We start from the raw sequence: 19,946 nt of genomic DNA, 5'->3' as shown, positions 1-19,946 counted from the left end.
GTTCGGTAAACTCTTGTTCTTTTTCTCTCCTCAAAAATCGCAATTTCCTATAAAGAAAAAAACAGAGCCTGTGGATGAAACCACAGGCTCTGCGCCTTCTGTTTTCTGTTCTTATCCAGCAAAGGAACGAATACTGTTATTCCCGATGCATGGAAAAACTGTCCATATCATAATGATTTAAATTCTCATGAATTCCACGGCCGTCTGCCTGTGAAATTAAAGTATCTCTATTCTTCTTAGAAGAAATCTGATCATTGAACGCACTTGGCCCGCCAACGCAGCCGCCGTCGCAAATCATGCCTTCCACAAAATCTTCCGGCAGTTTTGCGGCTCTTAATAGAAGCAGCGCTTTCTTACACTCAGCCGCGCCGTTTGCTTTATAGACTTTTGCATCTATCTCATGGCCGGATTCCTTCAGGCTCTGAAGTACAGCTCCGGTAACTCCGCCGGAATTCGCAAACCGTTTGCCGTAAACAGAAGAAATCTGGTCATCATTTTCACAGGGCTGTAACGTAACGTTCTTTGCTTTCATAATCGCACGGATTTCACTGTAGGTCAGTACATAATCTGCATTTCCCGGAATCTTCTGATCCACCACTTCGGATTTCTTAGCAAGGCAGGGTCCGATAAATACTGTAACTGCCTCCGGGTCCTGTGCCTTAATCAGCCGGGAAACTGCACACATAGGGGAAACTGTGGTAGATACGCAGTCAGCCAATTGAGGATAATGGAGACGCACCATATTTACAAACGCCGGACAGCAGGAGGTTACTTTCTTCTTTCCTTCTCCATATGCTTCCGCCCACTCCTCGGCTTCGTAAGCGGCTGTCATATCTCCGCCCAATCCCACATCATAGAAATCCTCAAATCCCAGTTCTTTCATGGCCTTTTTCCAGCTTGCAGTCGTGATGTCTGCGCCAAACTGGCCTTCCGTTGCCGGCGCCGCCATTGCATATACTTTTTTTCCGGATTTCAGCGCTTCCACCACATCTACAATAAAGGTCTTAGAGCCGATGGCGCCGAAGGGACAGCTGTGAATGCACTTCCCGCAGCGGATGCATTTCTGCTTGTCGATGATGGAAATTCCATGCTCATCGTATGTAATCGCGTCTACCGGACAGCTGAATTTGCAGGGACGTTTTAAGTGGGCAATGGCATTGTAAGGACAGGCCTGTGCACATTTTCCGCACTCTTTGCATTTGGAGGCGTCAATATGGGAACGATCTCTGCCCATTTCAATGGCGCCGAATTTGCAGGCATTGATACATGCCTTTCCAATACAGTTCTGGCAGTTCTCTGTGACTGTGTAGCTGGAAATCGGACAGTCTTCGCAGGCAGAGCTGATAACCTGAATAATATTCCCGTCATCTACAGGCCCTGGAGCCTTGCCCTCTGCCAGACGGACTCTCTGGCGGATAATCTCACGCTCTTTGTAGATACAGCAGCGGAACTTCGGCGTAGGTCCCGGAATTAATTCCAGTGCAATGTGATCTCTTTTGGCGTCCAGTTCTCCGGCAAATGCCAGTTTTGCCACTTCGTAAAGTACATCATGTTTGATTCTAATTACATTTCCATCAGCATTCATCGTATTTTACCTCTCTTTTTAGTTTGTTAATAGTTTAACATCCAAGCGTCTGCTCTGCAAGAGTATTTTCCCTTGTTTTTCAGAAAATACTTTCCAGTTACTCTTCCGTGGTTATCCGTGATTTATGAAAAAAAGCAGGAAGGCTGAACTTTGAAGCCCTCCTGCATAAAACGATCCGATCCCCAATCTATAGAAACATACTTCCGGCCTGATACACAAGAACCGAGACAAGCCATGCAAGAACCATCTGAAACGCCAGCATCTTCAATGTGAATTTCATCGAACCTGTTTCTTTCTTAATGGTTCCGATGGTTGCTGCACAGGGTACGTAAAGCAGGCAGAACAGCATCATGCAATAGGCGTTCAAAGGCCCGAAGCCAACTTCCGCCAACTGCCCGGTCAATGCTGTCATCCCGGCTGCGGAATTCACATTGCTGACGCCAAACAGCACGCAGAAGCTGCTGACTACTACTTCTTTCGCAGAAATACCGGAAATCAGAGCCACGCCAATCTGCCACATGCCCAGTCCTGCCGGAGCAAGGATAGGTTCCATCCACTGCCCCAAAACCGCCCCAAAACTTTCGGAAACCTCCGTTACCATTCCATGAACGCCGAAGTTCAATAGAAACCAGATAATTATGGAGGCAATAAAAATCGTAGTTCCCGCCTTGGTCAGATAGCCCTTCACTTTTTCCCAGACATAAATAGCAATGGTTCTGGCATTGGGAGTTTTATATTCCGGCAGTTCAATCAGCAGCGTATGATGGGACCGGTGGGTTTCCACACGATGAATCAAAAGCGCCGCGATAATTGCCACCGCCATTCCGATAAAATACATAGAAAGCGCTGCAAACATGGCGTATTTTTCAAAAAACATATCTGCAAACAGCACATAAATGGGAAGCCTTGCGGAACAGGACATAAACGGCGTAATCAGTATGGTGCGCCTTCGGTCGGATTCTTTTTCCAATGTCCTTGCTGCCATAATGGCAGGTACCGTACAGCCAAATCCAAGAACCATAGGCAGAAACGCCTTGCCGGACAAGCCCAGATGTCCCATCAGTCCATCCATCACATAGGCCACCCTTGCCATATAACCGCTGTCCTCTAAAACAGCAAGCGCCAGAAACAGAATAAAAATGTTGGGAAGAAACGTCAGGATTCCCCCTACGCCTGCCAGGATTCCGTCCACCACCAGAGAAATCATCCATTCCGCCACATGCATACGCTCAAGCATATGCAAAACTCCGCTGGAAATAGTTTCCAAAACCACCTCAAAGCCGCCTTTTAACCCATCTCCCACGAAAAATGTCAGAAAGAAAACCACTGCCATAATCCCAAAGAAAATCGGCATGCCCCAAATCGGGTGGGTTAGTATTTCATCCACCCGATCGGTAAATGCGGCTTTCTCTGATTTATAAAATAGGGTATCTTCCAAGGCTTCTTCTATGTAATCATACTTCTGATTGATAATGTCTTTTTCATAACTCCGATCTAATGCCTTTGGCAAATCCAGCGGATACAGCTCTGTAATTTCCTGATCCTGTTCCAGCAGTTTCAAGGCATACCAGCGGGAATTTTCCGAAATGTGATATTGTTGTTCCAGTTCCTGCTCCAGCAGACGGATTTTTTCTTCGATTTCCTTCTGATAGGTGATGATCTCTGGCCGGTGTTTTTCCTCATAGTGATGCACCACTGCATGCAGCAGCACATCCAGCCCGCTTCTCTTCCTTGCGGAAACAGGCACCACCGGGATATCACCCAAAAGTTCCGGCAGACGGTGAAGGTCAATTTCCATGCCCCTCTCTTCTACAATATCCATCATGTTCAGAGCCAGGATTACTGGCTTTCCCAGCTCCAGTAACTGCAGGGTCAGATACAGGTTCCGCTCCAGTGCAGAAGCGTCTGCCACATTTATAATCACATCCACTTCATTTTCCATAATGCACCGTCTGGAAACCTTCTCTTCGATGGAATAAGAAGTCAGGCTGTAAATCCCCGGCAAATCAATCAATTTCAGCTTCTGCCCCTTATAACTGGTCTCCCCTTCCACCTTTTCCACAGTCACCCCGGGCCAATTTGCCACCTTCAGATTGGCTCCGGTATATGCATTAAACAACGTGGTCTTCCCGCAATTGGGATTTCCCACAAATCCAACTCTAATTATGTCCATCTGACATTTCCTCCTCCACAGGGCAAACCAGAATTCCCACGGCAATATCTCTTCCGATTGCCCAGCGGGTTCCCCGCACCTTGATAATGACTGTGCCGTTCCGTTTCCGGTTCATCATCAGCAGTCTGGCGCCGCTGTTAATGCCCAGAGATTCCAGTCGGCGCATAATATTCTCTTCCATGGAAATGTCCGTCACCGTATACGCATGATTGATGGCGCCATCCAGTATTGTCATATGCTAAACCTCGATTCTGTTCTTCTATCACTACAGATAGTACCACAAATGATAATGGTTATCAACCGTAAAATGACACAAGATAAATCCCCTGTGAATAAAAAGCGTTCACAGGGGATTTTAATCTCTCTTATTTATTACAAATCAGTTCTCTTGCATCTGACTGCAATTGCGGTCAATTCCATTAATCGTTAATCAGTCTTGTCACACAAATGGGGGAACGGTAGAATGCATTGGAAATCTTAATTCCGGTTCTGGATGAACTTGCATGCACAACTTGTCCATTGCCGATATACATTGCCACATGATTGATTCCGCCGCCGTTTCCATAGAAGAACAGGTCTCCCGGCTTGGCCTCATTGGGGTTGATTCTTGTTCCGTAACCGGACTGCGCACTGGAGGAATGAGGCAGATAAATGCCGTATTTCTCATAAATCCGCATGGTAAACCCAGAACAGTCTACGCCGTTGGTAAGACTTGTGCCGCCCCAGACATATCTGTTTCCTACAAACTGGCATGCATACTGAACCATATCCACACGGACATTAGAGATGCCTTCGCCGTAGCGGATCTCTGTCATAGTCATTGCCTTAGGAAGCTGCTCGGATAGCTCCACAAACTCTCTGGCCACATAGCACTCGTCGCCGTCCACATCTACCTTCAGCCATTCTCCCTGGTCCTCTAACATCTGCAGTTCTTCTCCTTCTGCAATCATAGTCCAGATAGAACAGTCTGTATTCGGCTCTACCCTTGCATTCAAGGTCTGGGTGACCGAAGTTGCAACAATAGACTTCACTTCATCTGCCCTGGCCGCCGCTTCTTGTCCAGTGAGCAAAAATTCACCCTTTACATATCCTGTCACCTTACCGGACTGTATCTGATACCATTCTCCTTCCTGGGATAAGATCTCACATCCTGCGTCTACCGGCAGTTTGCCAACCAGATCATATTCTTCTCCGGCGCCTTCCCGAATATTCAGATGATTTTCCACCTGGGCGATTCCCAGATTTGTGTAACCGCATACAGTAGCCGGCGTCTCAGGTTCTGTGTTTTCCTCTGCCGTAAGGCTCTGACCCAGCATGGCTGTAATTCCCGCTTCCGCTGTTGCTTCCTCTGTCTCATCCGTAAGACTCTGCCTCAGCATGGCCGTAACGCCCGCTTCCACATTTCCGGCTGCCTTCACCGGCATTTGAATCATCCCAAAAACAACTGCTCCTGCTATACATGCTGCAATTACTCTTCTGAATTCCTTCCTCTTCATTTTTACCTCCCAGACAAGTCTGTATCTTCCGTTTTCTTATATTCATTTTTACTAAAATAGTTACATGTTTTACTATTCTGTGTAGATTATATCAACCGGAAATTGCATTGTCAAGAAGACCGTAATATTTATGTAATATTTGTACAAACTTCACAGTATTTCTTCGTATTTTTGCTTCTAAAAGTGTCAGTTATACACAAAATATAGTGTTTTTCACTCTCAAAACCTACCAAAAATGGCAGTGTTCCACAAGATATGGTATCCTTCTACCCCAGAACATTTCCCTCTTCCGGATCTTTATCCAGAATAGAAAATGCAATATTGGTGGCATGATCTGCCACACGCTCCAGCCCGGTTACCATATCTGTAAAAATAATTCCAGACATGGGGGAACATTTTCCTTTTGCCATCCGCTTTACATGGTTCTGATGAAGTTCCCGCTCCATATGATCAATGTCGTTTTCCAAAGCCAGAATATCCGGCAGGTTCTTTTCATCCAGCGTCACAAACATTTCCATGGCTTTTTCCAGAATCACCATGGTCTTGTGATGCATTTCCTGGATTTCTTTTGCGCCTTTCTTGGTAAAATCCAGATTTTCCTCTCGGCATTTCACTGCAAAATCTGCAAAATTTTCTGCATGATCCCCAATTCGCTCTATATCGCTTACCACATGGAACAGGACGCCAATCCTGTTTGCATCCACCACCGGCAGCTGCAGCTGATTAATTTTAACCAGGTAATCCGTCAGCTTATGGCTCAGGAAATCAATTTGTTTCTCTGTTTCATAGACCCTGGAAATCTTCTTCTCATCACCGTCAAAAAACGCTTCCATGGAGAGCTGCAGATTTCCGCTTGCCAGAGTTGCCATCCGCTCTATTTCCTGAGTGGTTTCCACCACGGCGGTAGAAGGGGAGAATATATTCTGTTTCCCGATATAGAGGAGTTGGTATCCTTCGCTCTGTACGTCCTCCCCGGGTATCAGTTTCTTCGTCAGCGCAACAAACTGCGCCGATAATGGCAGGAACATAATGGTCTGGAAAATCTTGAACAGGGAATCTGCATTGGCTACGCAGCGTCCCACGTCCGCACCTGAAATATGTAAAATAAAACGCTCAAAATAGGACATGCCGAAGGCCAGAAGTATCCCTATAATTACCATGCCGAATACGTTAAACATCACATGGATAAGCGCCGCACGTTTGGCGTCCTTCTTGGCGTCCAGGCTTGCCAGAACTGCCGGGGTACAGGAGCCGATATTACAGCCGAGAACCACATAAAAACAAACGGAAAGATCTACAAGCCCCTGGCTTGCCATCAGCAGAAGAATACTTACGGTAACGGAAGAACTCTGGACAATTACCGTAATGAGGGTTCCAAGGAGAATTCCAAAAAACGGATTATCAAGGCTCCCCAGAACATTCAATACATTCTGGTATTCCCTAAGCCCTGACATGGAATCCTTCATCATGCTGATTCCCATAAACAATGCGCCGAATCCCAGAATTACTTCCCCCACTTTCTTTACCATGGGCCGTTTTCCGAACATCATGAATACGGCTCCCACAAAAAGAATAAACGGGGCAATTCCGGTCAGATTAAAAGCTACAAGCTGGGATGTAATGGTTGTACCAATATTGGCGCCGAAAATAATTCCAACTGACTGAGCCAGCGTCATAATACCGGTATTTACAAAACTGACTACCATAACAGTAGTGGCTCCCGATGACTGAATGATTGCGGTAAACAGCGCACCGAACAAAACGGCAATAATTTTATTTTTCGTCATCGCCTCTAAAATTGTCCTGAGTCTTGCTCCCGCTGCTTTCTGTAAACCCTGGCTCATAAAATTCATTCCGAACAAAAACAGTCCAAGGCCTCCAAGCAATGTTAATATCAATTCCATGTTGTTCTCCCTTTATTCCTGCGAGCAAATATTACTTTGCGGCATCCTTTTCTCTGGTATTATATAGTTCTTTCCAGGCTGCGTATCCTGCTTGAGCTGCTGAAAATCCTGTTCTCTGGCATGAAAATAGTCCTTTCCAAACTGGATATCCTGTTTCATCTGTGCAACCAAAGCTTCCAAATCCGGAAATTTCCGTTCTCTCCTAACCTGTGTCAGGAAGCTTACTTTTACCTCTTCTCCGTACATTTCCTCTGTGACGTCAAACAGGTGGGTTTCCACGCCTGTGGGATGCTTCCCCTCAATGGTAGGCTTACAGCCCACATTGGTAATGCCTGGATATTTCTTTCCCCGGCATTCTGTCACTGTCACATAAACGCCGAAGGGCGGCAGCAGCTTGTCCTTGGGCGGCAGCAGATTGATGGTTGGAATTCCCAGAACAGCCTTTCCCATTTTTTCCCCATGGAGAACCGTTCCCTCCACGAAAAACTGATAACCCAGCAGCTCATTTGCCTTTTCCATATTTCCTGCGGCAATCTCCTCCCGCACGAAGGTACTGCTGATGTCTCTGCCGTATTCCTGCATTTTGTCCACCACTTTTACCTCATATCCGTAAGCTTCTGCGTATTCCTGCAGCAGACGGTAATCTCCCCGGCGTTTGTGGCCGAATCTGAAATCTGTTCCCACCACCATATACTTCACATTGAGCTGAACCGCTATTTTCTCAATGAAAGTCTCCGGTTCCATACACATAACTTCTCTGGTAAAGGGACACTCGATTAAATAATCAATGCCGATGCTTTCAAACAGCTTCATTTTCTCCTGATTAGTGGTTAGCACTTGGGCTGAAAGGTTCTGAAGCTGCTCCCTGGGCGGTATATCAAAAGTAAAAATAACCGCTTTTAAATCTTTTCTTTCTCTTTTTTTCTCTGCCATGTATTCCATCAGCAGTTCATGCCCCCGGTGCAGCCCGTCAAATTTTCCCAAAGACAGCACCGTTGGTTCCTGAATTTCAAAGGTGATACTCTGCTTTATGTATTCCATTTTTCTGTCCTACCTTAAAATTTTCACAGGTCTGAGATCCTTTCGCGCTCCATCCCACTGATAGATTCCATGAAACACTCCATGTTCATCATACACCCGCAGAAGGGTTTCTCTGTATTCCTGCTTCCATGCTGTCATCCAATCCAGCTTCAGGGGATTCCCATTGGAAAGCAGTTTGTGAAACTCTGTTTTCACAGATACCCCGGGATACTGCCGGAATACAAAGTCTGTATTTTTCACCAGACCAGGTAAATCTTCTGCGGTCAGTTCCCGCTGAGAACCGCCGGATTTTCCGGAATGAACCTGCCCTTCTATTTCTTCCGGCACCAATTCCCGTCCGAAGTTATCGGCTCTTATGGAATGCACCAAGGCTTCAATTTCTTCCAGCTTTCTGGCATCCTTTAATTCAAATCCTGCCGCCCTGGTGCGGATCAGTGATTCCATACAGCCGCCGCAGCCTAAAGTTTCTCCGATATCATGGCACAGAGTCCGAATGTAAGTGCCTTTGGAACAATGAACCTCCATACGCACCCGAGGCAGAGACAACTCTAGGATACGAATAGAAAAAATTGTCACAGTCCTGGGCTTTCTCTCCACTTCGATCCCTGCCCTTGCCAAATCACAAAGCTTCTTTCCATTGACTTTCAAGGCGGAATACATAGGCGGAATCTGCTCATACTCTCCTTCAAAAGACGCTATGGCCTCTGCCGCCTCCTCGCCAGAGCAGGACGCCTGGCATTCTCTCAAAACAGTTCCCGTAACATCCTGGGTATCTGTGATTTTTCCCAGCAGCAGCACCGCCTCATATACCTTGTCTTTTTCTGTCAGCATATCGCACACTCTGGTTGCCTTTCCAAGACAGACTGGAAGCACCCCTTCCGCCTCCGGATCAAGCGTTCCTGTATGGCCGATTTTTTTCTGTTTTAAGATACCTCTCAGCTTTGCCACAACATCATGGGAGGTATATCCCTTTTCTTTGTACACATTGATGATTCCATTAATCATTCCATAAACTCCTGCAGCTAATGTTCTGCCTCCCGGGATGTTCCTCCATTTTCACATTCTCCAAAAATCTGCTTTTGAGCATCCCTGCATAAGGCCGAAATAATTTCTTTTGAACTGCCTTCCATTGTGGCTCCGGCTGCTCTTTCATGACCGCCACCTTGATATTTCATGGCCAGCTCTGCTACATTAACCTTTCCATTGGATCGCATGCTGATTTTCCAGGAATGATCTTCATTCTCATAAAGGAAAATAGCAAGCTCCACATCCTTTGTGACCCGAAGCTGGCTGACAATTCCATCCAGATGCTTGGGAAGCGCCTGATACCTCTCCATTTCTTCCCTGGTGACAGCCGACGCAATCACTTTATCCTCCAGAAAACGTTCACTGTTTAATAATGCCTGGCCCAGTATCTTATTCTGGGCAAAGGTTTTGGTATAGAAGGTATCATCCACAATTTTGCTGAAATTGATTCCTTTTTCCATCAAAACCCCTGCTGCGTTCATCGTTTTTGCAGAAGTGCAGGAATACTGGAACACCCCGGTATCATGAACCATTCCCACATAGATGCATTCCGCAATTTCTTTTGTAATTTTTTCTTCCTCCAACAGTTCAAAAATCAGTTCTGAGGTGGAGCTTGCCTGGGGATAAATATAATTAACATCTGCAAAGCTGGAATTGCTTACATGATGGTCAATGCAGATTGTCTTTTTTGCTGTGTGAAAATATTTTACCGCATCTCCCAGACGACCGGCGTCTCCGCAGTCCTGAACAATGCAGAGATCGTATACTTGGTCGCTTTTGCAGCTGTTTTGAATCTTATCTGCATTCTTTAAAAATTTAAAAATATTCGGGATTGGCTCCAGGTACACATCTGCCTGAATCTCCGGAAACCAGGTGGCAATGTAATTGTAGGTTGCCAGACAGGACCCTGCACAGTCGCCGTCCGGCCTTACATGCCCGGCAATGGCAACTGTTTTTACCTGTGCCAGCTCAGATGCTAAATCTTTCATATCAATATTCTCCCTGTCTGTTTACATCATCAATCAGTTTTGACATATTGACGCCGTATTCAATGGACTGATCCAATACAAAACGAATCTCCGGCGTATTTCTGAGATTGATATTTCTGGCAAGTTTGCTGCGGATATATCCTTCCGCGCTTTTTAAACCTGCCAGGGTTGATTCCTGGGAATTTGCATCCCCAAATACGCTGATATAAGCCTTACAGCTCTTTAAATCCGGCGCTACCTCCACGGCTACCACAGAAGTCATGGGATTAATCCGCGGGTCTTTTATTTCACCGCGGATAATATTGCTCAGTTCCCTTAACACCTCTTCATTGACTCTTGTATTCTTAATGCTGTTTTTCCTCATATTCTGCCTTTCTGTCTTTAACGCGGCACTTCTTCCATAATGTAGGACTCAACGATATCCATTTCCTGAATATCACTGAAGCCTTCAAATACCAGTCCGCATTCATATCCCGCTCTTACTTCCTTTACGTCATCCTTGAAACGCTTCAGGGATGCCAAATCACCTTCAAAAATCTGCTCTCCTTCTCTGGAAATACGAACCTTGCAGCCTCTCTGGAACACACCGTCCAGCACATAGGAGCCTGCAATATTTCCAACGCCGGAGGATTTGAATATCTGGCGCACCTCTGCATGGCCCAGAACTTTTTCCTCAAATACCGGATCCAGCATTCCCTTCATTGCAGCCTGCACATCCTCAATGGCATTGTAAATCACCTTGTACAGACGCATGTCTACGCCTTCCCGCTCTGCCGTGGTCTTAGCGGTTGCATCCGGGCGTACATTAAATCCAATAATAATTGCATTGGAAGCGGAAGCAAGGCTTACGTCAGATTCATTGATGGCTCCTACACCGCCGTGAATCACTTTTACCACTACTTCCTCATTGGACAATTTCATCAGACTCTGCTTTACTGCTTCCACGGAGCCCTGTACGTCTGCTTTTACAATGATCGGAAGTTCCTTAACATTTCCGGACTGTATCTGGGAGAAAAGATCATCCAGAGACATTCTGGATTTGGTTTCCTCCAGCATCTTTTCCCGTCCCTCGGAAATAAAGGTTTCCGCGAAACTTTTGGCTTCTTTTTCCGAATCCGTACATACAAAGATTTCCCCGGCATTGGGCACATTATTCAAGCCTAATATTTCCACCGGAGTAGAAGGGCCGGCTTCTTTTACCCGTCTGCCCTTGTCATCTATCATAGCCCTTACTTTTCCATAGCAGCTTCCGCAGGCAACAGGCTGACCCACCTTTAAGGTTCCTTTCTGAACCAAAATGGTAGCTACAGAACCCCGGCCCTTATCAAGCTGAGCTTCAATGACAAGCCCTCTTGCATTTCGTTTCGGGTTGGCCTTTAACTCACAGATTTCCGCTGTCAGCAGTATCATTTCCAGCAGGGAGTCGATTCCCTCATGGGAGTGTGCGGATACCGGCACAAAAATTGTGCTTCCGCCCCAGTCTTCCGGAATCAGCTCATATTCTGCAAGTTCCTGCTTAACCCGTTCAATATTGGCGCTTGGCTTATCAATTTTGTTGATTGCCACAATAATTTCCACCCCTGCTGCCTTGGCGTGGCTGATGGCTTCTACGGTCTGAGGCATTACGCCGTCGTCTGCCGCCACCACAAGGATTGCGATATCTGTTGCGTTTGCGCCCCGCATACGCATTGCGGTAAAGGCTTCATGGCCTGGAGTATCCAGAAATGTGATTTTCTCTCCGTTGCATTCTACCATATAGGCGCCGATATGCTGGGTAATTCCCCCTGCTTCCCGATCGATGACATGGGTATCCCTGATTGCGTCCAGCAGAGAAGTTTTCCCATGATCTACGTGGCCCATTACACAGACTACCGGGGGACGCTTTACCTGAACAGATACATCCTCTTCTTCTTCCTTCAAAAGCTCTGCAATCACATCCACTTTTTCTTCCTGTTCACAGATGCAGTTAAATTCCAATGCAATTTCTTCGGCAGTTGCAAAATCAATCTCACTGTTTACGGTTACCATGGTTCCCTGTAAGAACAGTTTCTTGATAATAACGGAAGCCTGAATTTTCATCCGGTCAGCCAGTTCCTTAATGGTCATCTTATCCGGAATGGTAATGGTCTTAATGGTTTCTTCTACCTTTTGCTGCGGTTTCGGCTGCTGCTGGGGTTTTTTTCCTCTGGTCTTCTTCTCTAAATTGTCAAAACGTTCCTTTTTCCTTCCCATCAGCTCCTTCTCATGCCGCTGATTATTTCCCTTGCGGTTATCGCGTTCCCGGCTCTCTTTTCCTCTGGTTTCTTCCATAGAACCTGATCCGCTGTTCTGGTTCAGCTTATTAATCTCCTGTTCAAAGCGGTTTTTCTGACCGGGACGTCCGTTCTGGAAGGAGCGGTTGTTTCTGTCTCCCTGGGAACGGTTATTCCTGTCTCCCTGGGGACGGTTATTCCTGTCTCCCTGAGGACGATTGTTTCTGTCTCCCTGGGAACGGTTGTTTCTGTCTCCCTGAGAGCGGTTATTTCTGTCATTTCTGTCATTACGCTCATTCCTGTCTCCCTGGAAACGGCTGCCTCTGTCTCCCTGGGGACGATTGTTCCTGTCTCCCTGGGAACGGTTATTTCTGTCATTTCTGTCGTTTCTATCGTTCCTGTCTCCCTGGAGCCTTGGCTGGCGCTCTTCCTGCGCCCTAAGATTTTTTTCACCGCTCTGGGATCTTGGCTGGCGTTCTCCCTGAGATTTGTTATTATTTCTGTCTCCCTGGGAGCGGTTGTTTCTGTCTCCCTGAGGGCGGTTATTTCGATCATTCCGATCTCCCTGGGAACGGCTGCTTCTGTCATTTCTGTCATTACGATCGTTCTTGGCTCCCTGAGGTCTTGGCTGACGTCTCGGGGCTGATTTGCTGTTCTGAGGATTGTAGACTGCTGTAATACTGGATTTCTTTTTGGGACGCTCCACGTCTTCTTTTCCTTCCTCTGCAGTCCTGCTTGCTTCTGTTTTGTGCCCTTTCGCCGGCTGTGCTTCTGCTTTGGGCATTTCTGCCTTTACCGGCTGCGCTACTGTTTTCGGGGTTTCTGCTTTCATTGCATGTTCTGTTTCCATTTTCACTGATTCTGTTTTCACTGGTTCCTCTTTACTCTTTCCGGAAGGCTGGCCTGCAGACTCCTGTTGTTTTTTTCCTTCCCCTTTTCCTCCGTTAAATTTTCCTCTCACCATATCTATCACATCGTCTTCTATGGCACTGCTGGCCGTCTTTTTTAGTATATTTTTTTCTTTTAAAAACTCAATTACATCCTTGGATTGTATCTTTAACTCATTTGCAATTTCATAAATCCTGACTTTTGCCATATGGTACTACCTCCGTTATTCCGTTTTGTCTGCTATTTTCAACTTGTCTATCAGGCTCTCTGCAAACCCTTCATCCAGCACCGCAAGGCTTGCCCGGTACTGTTTTCCAATTGCATGGCCCAACCTTTCTTTTGATTCATACAAATACATGGGAACCTGATAGAAAGAACACATATTCCGAAACATTTTCTTTGTATTCTCTGATGCTTCTGCCGATACAATCACAAGAAACGCCTGGTGGGATTTCACTGCTTTCTCCGTAGAGAATTCTCCGCTGGCTATTTTACCGGCCTTCATTGCCAGACCAAGTACAGACAGTATTCTATCTTGCTGCAATTTGCTCCATCTCCTTTGTCAGATCCTCAACAATTTCTTTCGGTACGGCTGTCTTCAGAGAACGTTCCAGACCCTTTGTTTTGACTGCTTTCTTTAAGCATTCTTTGTTGGGACAAAGGTAAGCGCCCCTGCCATTTTTCTTCCCGGTTCCATCCAGAAGAATTGCATCCTCTGCGGTCCGTATCACCCGCAGCAGTTCTTTCTTATTCTTCATTTCACCGCAGCCCACGCACTGACGCATAGGAATCTTCTTACTCATTCTCACTGACCTCTTCTTCATAGTCGGAATCTTCTTCATAATCAGAATCTTCTTCATAATCAGAATCTTCTTCGTAAGCCGGATTTTCTTCATAGTCGGATTCCTCTTCGTAATCCGGTTCTTCTTCATACCCGGATTCGCCTTCATACTCCGGCTTCTCTAACGCCGATTCATCCTGATACTCAGCTTCAAAATCCTCTTCATACTCTTCGTATTCATTCTCATAATCCATGAAATCTCCGGCTTCTCTGGCCTGAGTTTCACTCTTAATATCAATTTTAAAACCGGTCAGCCTTGCCGCAAGCCTTGCATTCTGTCCTTCTTTTCCAATCGCCAAGGATAACTGATAATCCGGCACTACCACTTTGGCGGTTTTTTCTTCAGCATCTGCTATTACGGAAATTACCTTTGCAGGGCTTAATGCATTCTCAATCAGCATTGCCGCATTGTCACTCCAATTGATAATATCAATTTTCTCTCCCCGCAGTTCATTGACAATAGCATTGACTCTGGCTCCGTTTAATCCCACGCAGGCTCCTACCGGATCTACGTCCGGATCGTTGCTCCACACTGCAATCTTGGTTCTGCTTCCGGCCTCTCTGGAAATACTCTTAATCTCCACAATTCCGTCCTTTACCTCCGTAACCTCAGATTCAAAAAGACGTTTCACCAGCTCCGGATGCGTTCTGGATACCAGGATCTTCGGTCCTTTGGAAGTGGATTTCACTTCCAGGATGTAGAGCTTAATACGTTCCGTAGGCTGAAACACTTCGTTCTTTACCTGTTCGTTTTCACTTAAAATTGCGTCTACTTTTCCCAGATTAATGCTGATGTTTTTGCCTACATAGCGCTGCACAATTCCGGTTACCACATCTTTTTCTTTCCCGTAATACTGATCAAACAGTACCTTTCGTTCCTCCTCACGGATCTTCTGCAGAATTACATTCTTGGCGTTCTGTGTGGCAATACGTCCGAATTCTTTGGATCTCACTTCAATATTGACAATATCTCCCACCTCATATTTAGAATCAATCATTTTCGCATTGCCTATGCTGATTTCAAGTACTGGGTCCTCCACCTCTTCTACTACGGTTTTTTCTGCATATACATGGAATTCACAGGTTTCCGGATTGATATTTACTTTAATATTGTCAGATTTGCCGAAATGGTTTTTACATGCGGTAATCAAGGAATTTTCAATGGCTTCCAGCAACGTGTCTTTGCTGATGTCTTTTTCTTTTTCCAATATGGTTAACGCTTCCAATAACTCATTGTTCATTTTTTTATCCTCCTGAAAAGTGTTCTTATTCTTCGACGCATTCTAAAAATCAAAAGCCAGGCGAATCAATGCAATATCTGTTTTTGCAAATATCATTTCCTTGTCTTCTTCCATCTCTATTGTTACCGTAGTTTCATCATATGATTTTAAGAGGCCATAAAATTCTTTTTCTTTCTCTATGGCCTTGTAGGTTCTGATTTCCACTTCCTTACCCAAACTTCTCTGATAATCCTTTTCCTTCTTTAAGGGTCTCCCCAATCCCGGGGAACTCACCTCAAAAATATAGGACTCTTCAATAAAATCCTGTTCATCCAGTAAATCGCTCATCTGCCTGCTTACGATTTCACAGTCATCTACCGTAATTCCGCCTTCTTTGTCAATATAGGCCCTCAGATACCAATTTCCGCCTTCTTTCACATATTCCACATCCACCAGTTCAAAATGATACTTTTCTATAATCGGAAGCAGCAGCTCTTCGGTCCGCTGCTCATACAATTCTCTTCTTGACATTCCTACACCTTCTTTCTTCCTATTTTTATATCAGACTTTGCCGGCTTACACAAAATTGAGAGTGGGCTTTGCCCACTCCCAAGTCTGAGTTTATCATGTTATCGTATTTATGATAGCACTTCACACAAGTAAATGCAAGAGAAATTGGAAATATTTTTAATCTTTTCTTACGAAATTTGTAATTTTTTAAAAATAATGCTTGACTTTTTGAAAGCAAGCATATATAATGAATTTGTTGCTGAGTTACAGCACATAACAATATGGCTCGTTGGTCAAGCGGTCAAGACGCCGCCCTCTCACGGCGGAAACAGGGGTTCGATTCCCCTACGAGCTGTTAGCTATAATTAAATAGCCCAACCCTGAAATACTGGAATCCTTTGATGCAAAAAGGTTCCAGTATTTTTATGCTGTTTCTATTGTTACTGTTCTAAGAGGTTATCTATCCTATTACCCCGGCGGTGAAATAGCGGCGTTTTTACTTGTCTAAATTTCCATCTGCTGTTTTCAAGTTATTACTTCCTTTCTTTCCATGCATATGATATAGTAAACGTAATCTGCTGATTTTTGGGATGCGCATAGACGCCGCTTTGACTCATCCCAAGCAGAAGAATCAGGAAAGGAGAAAGGCTGCTCTGCTTCGGCAGCCAAATAAAAATTAAAAATGGAACGAGAAAAACTAGGATCGCGGCTGGGATTTATATTTCTGTCCGCAGGCTGTGCCATCGGAATCGGAAATGTATGGAGATTTCCTTACATTGCAGGTATGTACGGAGGAGGAATCTTTGTACTTTTCTATCTGTTCTTTCTGATTATTATGGGGGTTCCTGTTATGACAATGGAATTCACCGTAGGCCGGGCCAGCAGGAAAAGCATTGTGAAAAGTTTTCAGGAATTGGAAAAACCCGGGCAAAAATGGCATCTGAACGGATATTTGGGCATGGCAGGCAACTATCTTCTGATGATGTTCTATACTACGGTAACCGGCTGGATGCTGTATTATTTTTATCAGATGCTCACCGGCAAATTTCAAGGAAAAACCACCCTCCAGGTGGAGGAAATGTTTCAGTCTATGCTGGCAAGCCCCGGCATTCTGGGCGGCTCTATGCTGATCATTGTCATCGCCGGAATTTTCATTTGTTCTATGGGACTGCAAAAAGGCGTGGAACGGATCACAAAAGTCCTTATGACACTGCTTCTTGCCATCATTGTCATTCTGGCAATACATAGCTGTACCTTAAAAGGCGGTATGGAAGGGCTGAAATTTTACCTGATCCCTGACCTTCAGAGAATGAAAGAAGCCGGCGGTTGGGAAATTGTAACCGCAGCCATGAACCAGGCGTTTTTCACACTGAGCTTAGGCATCGGCGCTATGGGAATCTTCGGCAGCTACATTGATAAGACCCACAGCCTGTTAGGAGAATCTGTAAATATCGCCATATTGGATACCTTTGTAGCATTTGTCTCTGGTTTGATTATATTCCCCTCCTGTTTTGCCTTTGACATTAGTCCGGCTCAGGGACCGGGCCTCATCTTCCTTACGCTGCCCAATGTGTTTAACGGAATGGCCGGCGGACGGATTTGGGGGACACTGTTTTTTATTTTTATGACATTTGCGGCATTTTCCACCATACTTGCCGTATTTGAAAATATTATTTCCTGCGGCATGGATTTATTTCAATGGAGCCGTAAAAAGTCCTGCCTTATGAATCTTGCGGCAATCACATTCTTATCCCTGCCCTGCGTATTTGGCTATAACCTGTGGTCTGCCATTCAGCCCTTAGGAGATGGCAGTACGATTCTGGATCTGGAAGATTTTCTGGTAAGCAATCTTATCCTTCCCATAGGATCTCTCTGCTATCTTCTGTTCTGTGTCACCCGCCTGGGCTGGGGATTTGAAAATTATCAGAAAGAAGCCAACACCGGAAACGGGCTAAAAATCCCTGGATGGATTCGAATCTATGTGACCTGTTTTCTGCCTCTGATGATTCTGTTTCTGATCATAAAGGGACTGCTTGGTAAATAAATCCTGTTTCGCTTCTATATTTTACGGAACCTGAAATTTACGGCGCGGACCTTTTAAAAGCAAACGGCAATTCAAGGCTGTCCCTGAATTGCCGTTTGTTCTGAATCGGATCATTTTCTGCAAATGATACAATTTCTCTGTCTCAGCTCATATCTTCCAGTTCCAATAACAAAACATGCTCTTTCAGCAAAGACATTGCTCTTCCCTTCACCAGCTTATTTTCCAGATTTTTTCCTTCTCCCTCTGGCAGCGGCAGGGCAGCCTTCACATATTCTTTCGTGTGGCCCAGAAAATATTTTTTCCCGCTGAAAGTAACCTCCTCTTCCATCAGAACTTCCAACTCCCGCCCCAGATGCCATTTTAGATATTCCTGGTTCATTGCCAACAGATCTTCAAAGAGAATCTCACTTCTCTTTCCCTTGATTTCTTCCGGCACCTGATGGTCCATTTCCGCTGCCCGGGTTCCTTTGCGCAGAGAGTATTTAAAAATATGGATCTCAAAGAAATTGATTCGTTTCAAAAATTCTCTGGTAAGGGCAAATTCTTCTTCTGTTTCCCCGGGAAAGCCTGTAATCACATCTGTAGTGATGGCCGGATGGGTAAAATATTTACGAAGGAGTCTGCATCCTTCTTCATATTCTGCACAAGTATACTTCCGGTTCATTCGTTTTAAAGTAGCATCACAGCCGCTTTGCAGGGATAAATGAAAATGGGGGCAGATTTTCGGCAATCCAGACAGGGAGGATACAAATTCTTCTGTAACAATGCCCGGCTCCAAAGACCCAAGGCGGATTCTGTCAATTCCTTCCACTTCATGCACCCTGCAGATCAAATCCAATAACCCAACGGGTTTAAAACCATCCTCTGGCTTCAAATCCATGCCATAGGAACTTAAATGGATTCCGGTCAGCACTACCTCCCGGTAACCCCTGCCGGCAAGGGTTTCCACTTCCCGGACTACTTCTGCCAGCTTCCGGCTTCTTACTCTCCCCCTTGCATAAGGGATAATGCAATAGCTGCAGAATTGATTGCACCCATCCTGCACTTTAATAAAAGCTCTGGTATGTTCTCCGGTGCGGCTGATATGCAGCTCTTCATACTCCTGTTCTTTGCCAATATCGGCCACTAAACTGCAGGAACCGGAGGAATTAGCCTGAAAAAATTCTTCCAGTAGCCTCGGCAGTTCATGCTTCCTGTTATTTCCAACTAAAATATCTATGGCAGGATCTGCCTGGGCCTGCTCCTTTGAAGTCTGCACATAACATCCTGCCGCCACTACAACACTGCCCGGATTTCTCTTTTTCGCCCGGTGCAGCATTTGTCTGGATTTGCGGTCTGCAATATTGGTAACAGAACAGGTATTGATCACATAGACATCCGCCTGCTCTTCAAAAGACACAATCTCATATCCTGCCTGTTCCAGCATCTGGCGCATGCTGTCTGTTTCATATGCATTGACCTTGCATCCCAGATTATGCAACGCTGCTTTTCTCATTTTTCTATCCTTTCTACTCCTGTATTCCATGGCAAACTGCCAAAAAACTTTCTTGTTTTTTTCATTAAATTGGTGATGGCGCCATTGACTTTTTCCCCGAAAGAGGATACTATATAGAAAACAATTTGTTAAATATTTCAAGCAAAACCATTATTAACATATTAAGGAGGCTATTTACATGAAAACAGTACAGATTTCTTTAAATTCCATCGACAAGGTAAAATCTTTCGTAAATGCAATTACACAATTTGACTATGATTTTGATTTAATTTCCGGCAGATATGTCATTGACGCCAAATCCATTATGGGTATTTTCAGCCTGGACCTTTCCAAGCCCATTGAACTCGCAATCCATGTGGAACATGACATTGATGAAATTCTGGAAGCATTGCAGCCATATCTGGTTTAAAGACAAAGAGGGCTGTTATCTGCTTTCCTGAAACTGTAACACTCTCCAGAAGTTTATGTCTTGGAGAGTGTTT

The 19,946-nt window shown here is 45.2% G+C and carries 17 protein-coding genes and 1 tRNA gene; 3 read left to right on the top strand and 15 right to left on the bottom strand.

All coding sequences use genetic code 11. From position 1 onward, the window contains the following. Positions 1 to 136 precede the first annotated feature (136 nt). From E5329_RS09430 to rimP, 14 genes are all read right to left on the bottom strand, one after another. Positions 137 to 1,585 (bottom strand): 4Fe-4S dicluster domain-containing protein, encoded by a 1,449-nt coding sequence (locus E5329_RS09430; RefSeq protein ID WP_135989316.1) that lies wholly within the window; start codon positions 1,583 to 1,585, stop codon positions 137 to 139. A gap of 187 nt (positions 1,586 to 1,772) precedes the next feature. Then, on the bottom strand, positions 1,773 to 3,758 hold the full coding sequence (gene feoB, locus E5329_RS09425; protein WP_135989315.1) for a ferrous iron transport protein B: 1,986 nt from the start codon (positions 3,756 to 3,758) through the stop codon (positions 1,773 to 1,775). Next, positions 3,745 to 3,993: a FeoA family protein gene (locus E5329_RS09420; protein WP_135989314.1), complete on the bottom strand. Its 249-nt coding sequence runs from the start codon at positions 3,991 to 3,993 to the stop codon at positions 3,745 to 3,747. The genes feoB and E5329_RS09420 overlap by 14 nt, the downstream gene beginning before the upstream one ends. Before the next feature lie 184 nt (positions 3,994 to 4,177). Beyond that, complete coding sequence (locus E5329_RS09415; RefSeq protein WP_135989313.1) at positions 4,178 to 5,254, bottom strand: C40 family peptidase; 1,077 nt, start codon at positions 5,252 to 5,254, stop codon at positions 4,178 to 4,180. A gap of 266 nt (positions 5,255 to 5,520) precedes the next feature. After that, on the bottom strand, positions 5,521 to 7,158 hold the full coding sequence (locus tag E5329_RS09410) for a Na/Pi cotransporter family protein (protein WP_135989312.1): 1,638 nt from the start codon (positions 7,156 to 7,158) through the stop codon (positions 5,521 to 5,523). A 12-nt stretch (positions 7,159 to 7,170) separates the two neighbouring features. Continuing rightward, entirely contained in the window at positions 7,171 to 8,199 is a 1,029-nt protein-coding gene (locus tag E5329_RS09405) for a bifunctional riboflavin kinase/FAD synthetase (RefSeq protein WP_135989311.1), read from the bottom strand. A 9-nt stretch (positions 8,200 to 8,208) separates the two neighbouring features. Then, positions 8,209 to 9,204, bottom strand: a complete 996-nt coding sequence (gene truB / locus E5329_RS09400) for a tRNA pseudouridine(55) synthase TruB (protein ID WP_135989310.1) — start codon at positions 9,202 to 9,204, stop codon at positions 8,209 to 8,211. Between the two features lie 17 nt (positions 9,205 to 9,221). Next, positions 9,222 to 10,214 (bottom strand): DHH family phosphoesterase, encoded by a 993-nt coding sequence (locus E5329_RS09395; RefSeq protein WP_135989309.1) that lies wholly within the window; start codon positions 10,212 to 10,214, stop codon positions 9,222 to 9,224. A 1-nt stretch (position 10,215) separates the two neighbouring features. After that, on the bottom strand, positions 10,216 to 10,578 hold the full coding sequence (rbfA, locus tag E5329_RS09390; protein WP_135989308.1) for a 30S ribosome-binding factor RbfA: 363 nt from the start codon (positions 10,576 to 10,578) through the stop codon (positions 10,216 to 10,218). Positions 10,579 to 10,595: 17 nt separating this feature from the next. Then, positions 10,596 to 13,562, bottom strand: a complete 2,967-nt coding sequence (gene infB / locus E5329_RS09385; protein ID WP_135989307.1) for a translation initiation factor IF-2 — start codon at positions 13,560 to 13,562, stop codon at positions 10,596 to 10,598. Between the two features lie 15 nt (positions 13,563 to 13,577). Further along, the gene (locus tag E5329_RS09380; protein WP_135989306.1) at positions 13,578 to 13,898 is read right to left on the bottom strand and encodes a L7Ae/L30e/S12e/Gadd45 family ribosomal protein; all 321 of its coding nucleotides are present in this window, start codon (positions 13,896 to 13,898) and stop codon (positions 13,578 to 13,580) included. Then, positions 13,885 to 14,157 (bottom strand): RNase P modulator RnpM, encoded by a 273-nt coding sequence (rnpM, locus tag E5329_RS09375; RefSeq protein ID WP_135989305.1) that lies wholly within the window; start codon positions 14,155 to 14,157, stop codon positions 13,885 to 13,887. Before rnpM ends, E5329_RS09380 begins: the two co-directional genes overlap by 14 nt. Beyond that, complete coding sequence (nusA, locus tag E5329_RS09370) at positions 14,150 to 15,436, bottom strand: transcription termination factor NusA (RefSeq protein WP_135989304.1); 1,287 nt, start codon at positions 15,434 to 15,436, stop codon at positions 14,150 to 14,152. The genes rnpM and nusA overlap by 8 nt, the downstream gene beginning before the upstream one ends. 42 nt (positions 15,437 to 15,478) lie before the next feature. Continuing rightward, positions 15,479 to 15,946: a ribosome maturation factor RimP gene (gene rimP / locus E5329_RS09365; protein WP_135989303.1), complete on the bottom strand. Its 468-nt coding sequence runs from the start codon at positions 15,944 to 15,946 to the stop codon at positions 15,479 to 15,481. Positions 15,947 to 16,208: 262 nt separating this feature from the next. On the opposite strand from rimP, the gene E5329_RS09360 reads away from it, so the two are divergent. Continuing rightward, positions 16,209 to 16,280 (top strand) — tRNA-Glu (locus tag E5329_RS09360). A 327-nt stretch (positions 16,281 to 16,607) separates the two neighbouring features. Continuing rightward, a complete protein-coding gene (locus E5329_RS09355; protein ID WP_135989302.1) occupies positions 16,608 to 17,969 on the top strand; it encodes a sodium-dependent transporter in 1,362 nt (453 codons plus the stop codon). Positions 17,970 to 18,111: 142 nt separating this feature from the next. On the opposite strand, the gene mtaB is transcribed toward E5329_RS09355, so the two are convergent. Next, positions 18,112 to 19,464, bottom strand: coding sequence for a tRNA (N(6)-L-threonylcarbamoyladenosine(37)-C(2))-methylthiotransferase MtaB (gene mtaB / locus E5329_RS09350; RefSeq protein ID WP_135989301.1), 1,353 nt, complete (start codon positions 19,462 to 19,464; stop codon positions 18,112 to 18,114). A gap of 178 nt (positions 19,465 to 19,642) precedes the next feature. On the opposite strand from mtaB, the gene E5329_RS09345 reads away from it, so the two are divergent. After that, on the top strand, positions 19,643 to 19,873 hold the full coding sequence (locus E5329_RS09345; protein ID WP_135989300.1) for an HPr family phosphocarrier protein: 231 nt from the start codon (positions 19,643 to 19,645) through the stop codon (positions 19,871 to 19,873). Positions 19,874 to 19,946: the final 73 nt, after the last annotated feature.

The organism is Petralouisia muris, assembly GCF_004793545.1.
Lineage (GTDB): Bacteria > Bacillota > Clostridia > Lachnospirales > Lachnospiraceae > Petralouisia > Petralouisia muris.
Note: the sequence above shows the minus strand (reverse complement) of the source record. Positions and strands in the feature narration are given on the sequence as shown.

Excerpts from the sequence above, each read along its gene's own strand:
- E5329_RS09430 (WP_135989316.1), bottom strand. The coding sequence starts at position 1,585 with ATGAATGCTGATGGAAATGTAATTAGAATCAAACATGATGTACTTTAC.
- feoB (WP_135989315.1), bottom strand. The coding sequence starts at position 3,758 with ATGGACATAATTAGAGTTGGATTTGTGGGAAATCCCAATTGCGGGAAG.
- E5329_RS09420 (WP_135989314.1), bottom strand. The coding sequence starts at position 3,993 with ATGACAATACTGGATGGCGCCATCAATCATGCGTATACGGTGACGGAC.
- E5329_RS09415 (WP_135989313.1), bottom strand. The coding sequence starts at position 5,254 with ATGAAGAGGAAGGAATTCAGAAGAGTAATTGCAGCATGTATAGCAGGA.
- E5329_RS09410 (WP_135989312.1), bottom strand. The coding sequence starts at position 7,158 with ATGGAATTGATATTAACATTGCTTGGAGGCCTTGGACTGTTTTTGTTC.
- E5329_RS09405 (WP_135989311.1), bottom strand. The coding sequence starts at position 8,199 with ATGGAATACATAAAGCAGAGTATCACCTTTGAAATTCAGGAACCAACG.
- truB (WP_135989310.1), bottom strand. The coding sequence starts at position 9,204 with ATGATTAATGGAATCATCAATGTGTACAAAGAAAAGGGATATACCTCC.
- E5329_RS09395 (WP_135989309.1), bottom strand. The coding sequence starts at position 10,214 with ATGAAAGATTTAGCATCTGAGCTGGCACAGGTAAAAACAGTTGCCATT.
- rbfA (WP_135989308.1), bottom strand. The coding sequence starts at position 10,578 with ATGAGGAAAAACAGCATTAAGAATACAAGAGTCAATGAAGAGGTGTTA.
- infB (WP_135989307.1), bottom strand. The coding sequence starts at position 13,562 with ATGGCAAAAGTCAGGATTTATGAAATTGCAAATGAGTTAAAGATACAA.
- rnpM (WP_135989305.1), bottom strand. The coding sequence starts at position 14,157 with ATGAGTAAGAAGATTCCTATGCGTCAGTGCGTGGGCTGCGGTGAAATG.
- nusA (WP_135989304.1), bottom strand. The coding sequence starts at position 15,436 with ATGAACAATGAGTTATTGGAAGCGTTAACCATATTGGAAAAAGAAAAA.
- rimP (WP_135989303.1), bottom strand. The coding sequence starts at position 15,946 with ATGTCAAGAAGAGAATTGTATGAGCAGCGGACCGAAGAGCTGCTGCTT.
- E5329_RS09355 (WP_135989302.1), top strand. The coding sequence starts at position 16,608 with ATGGAACGAGAAAAACTAGGATCGCGGCTGGGATTTATATTTCTGTCC.
- mtaB (WP_135989301.1), bottom strand. The coding sequence starts at position 19,464 with ATGAGAAAAGCAGCGTTGCATAATCTGGGATGCAAGGTCAATGCATAT.
- E5329_RS09345 (WP_135989300.1), top strand. The coding sequence starts at position 19,643 with ATGAAAACAGTACAGATTTCTTTAAATTCCATCGACAAGGTAAAATCT.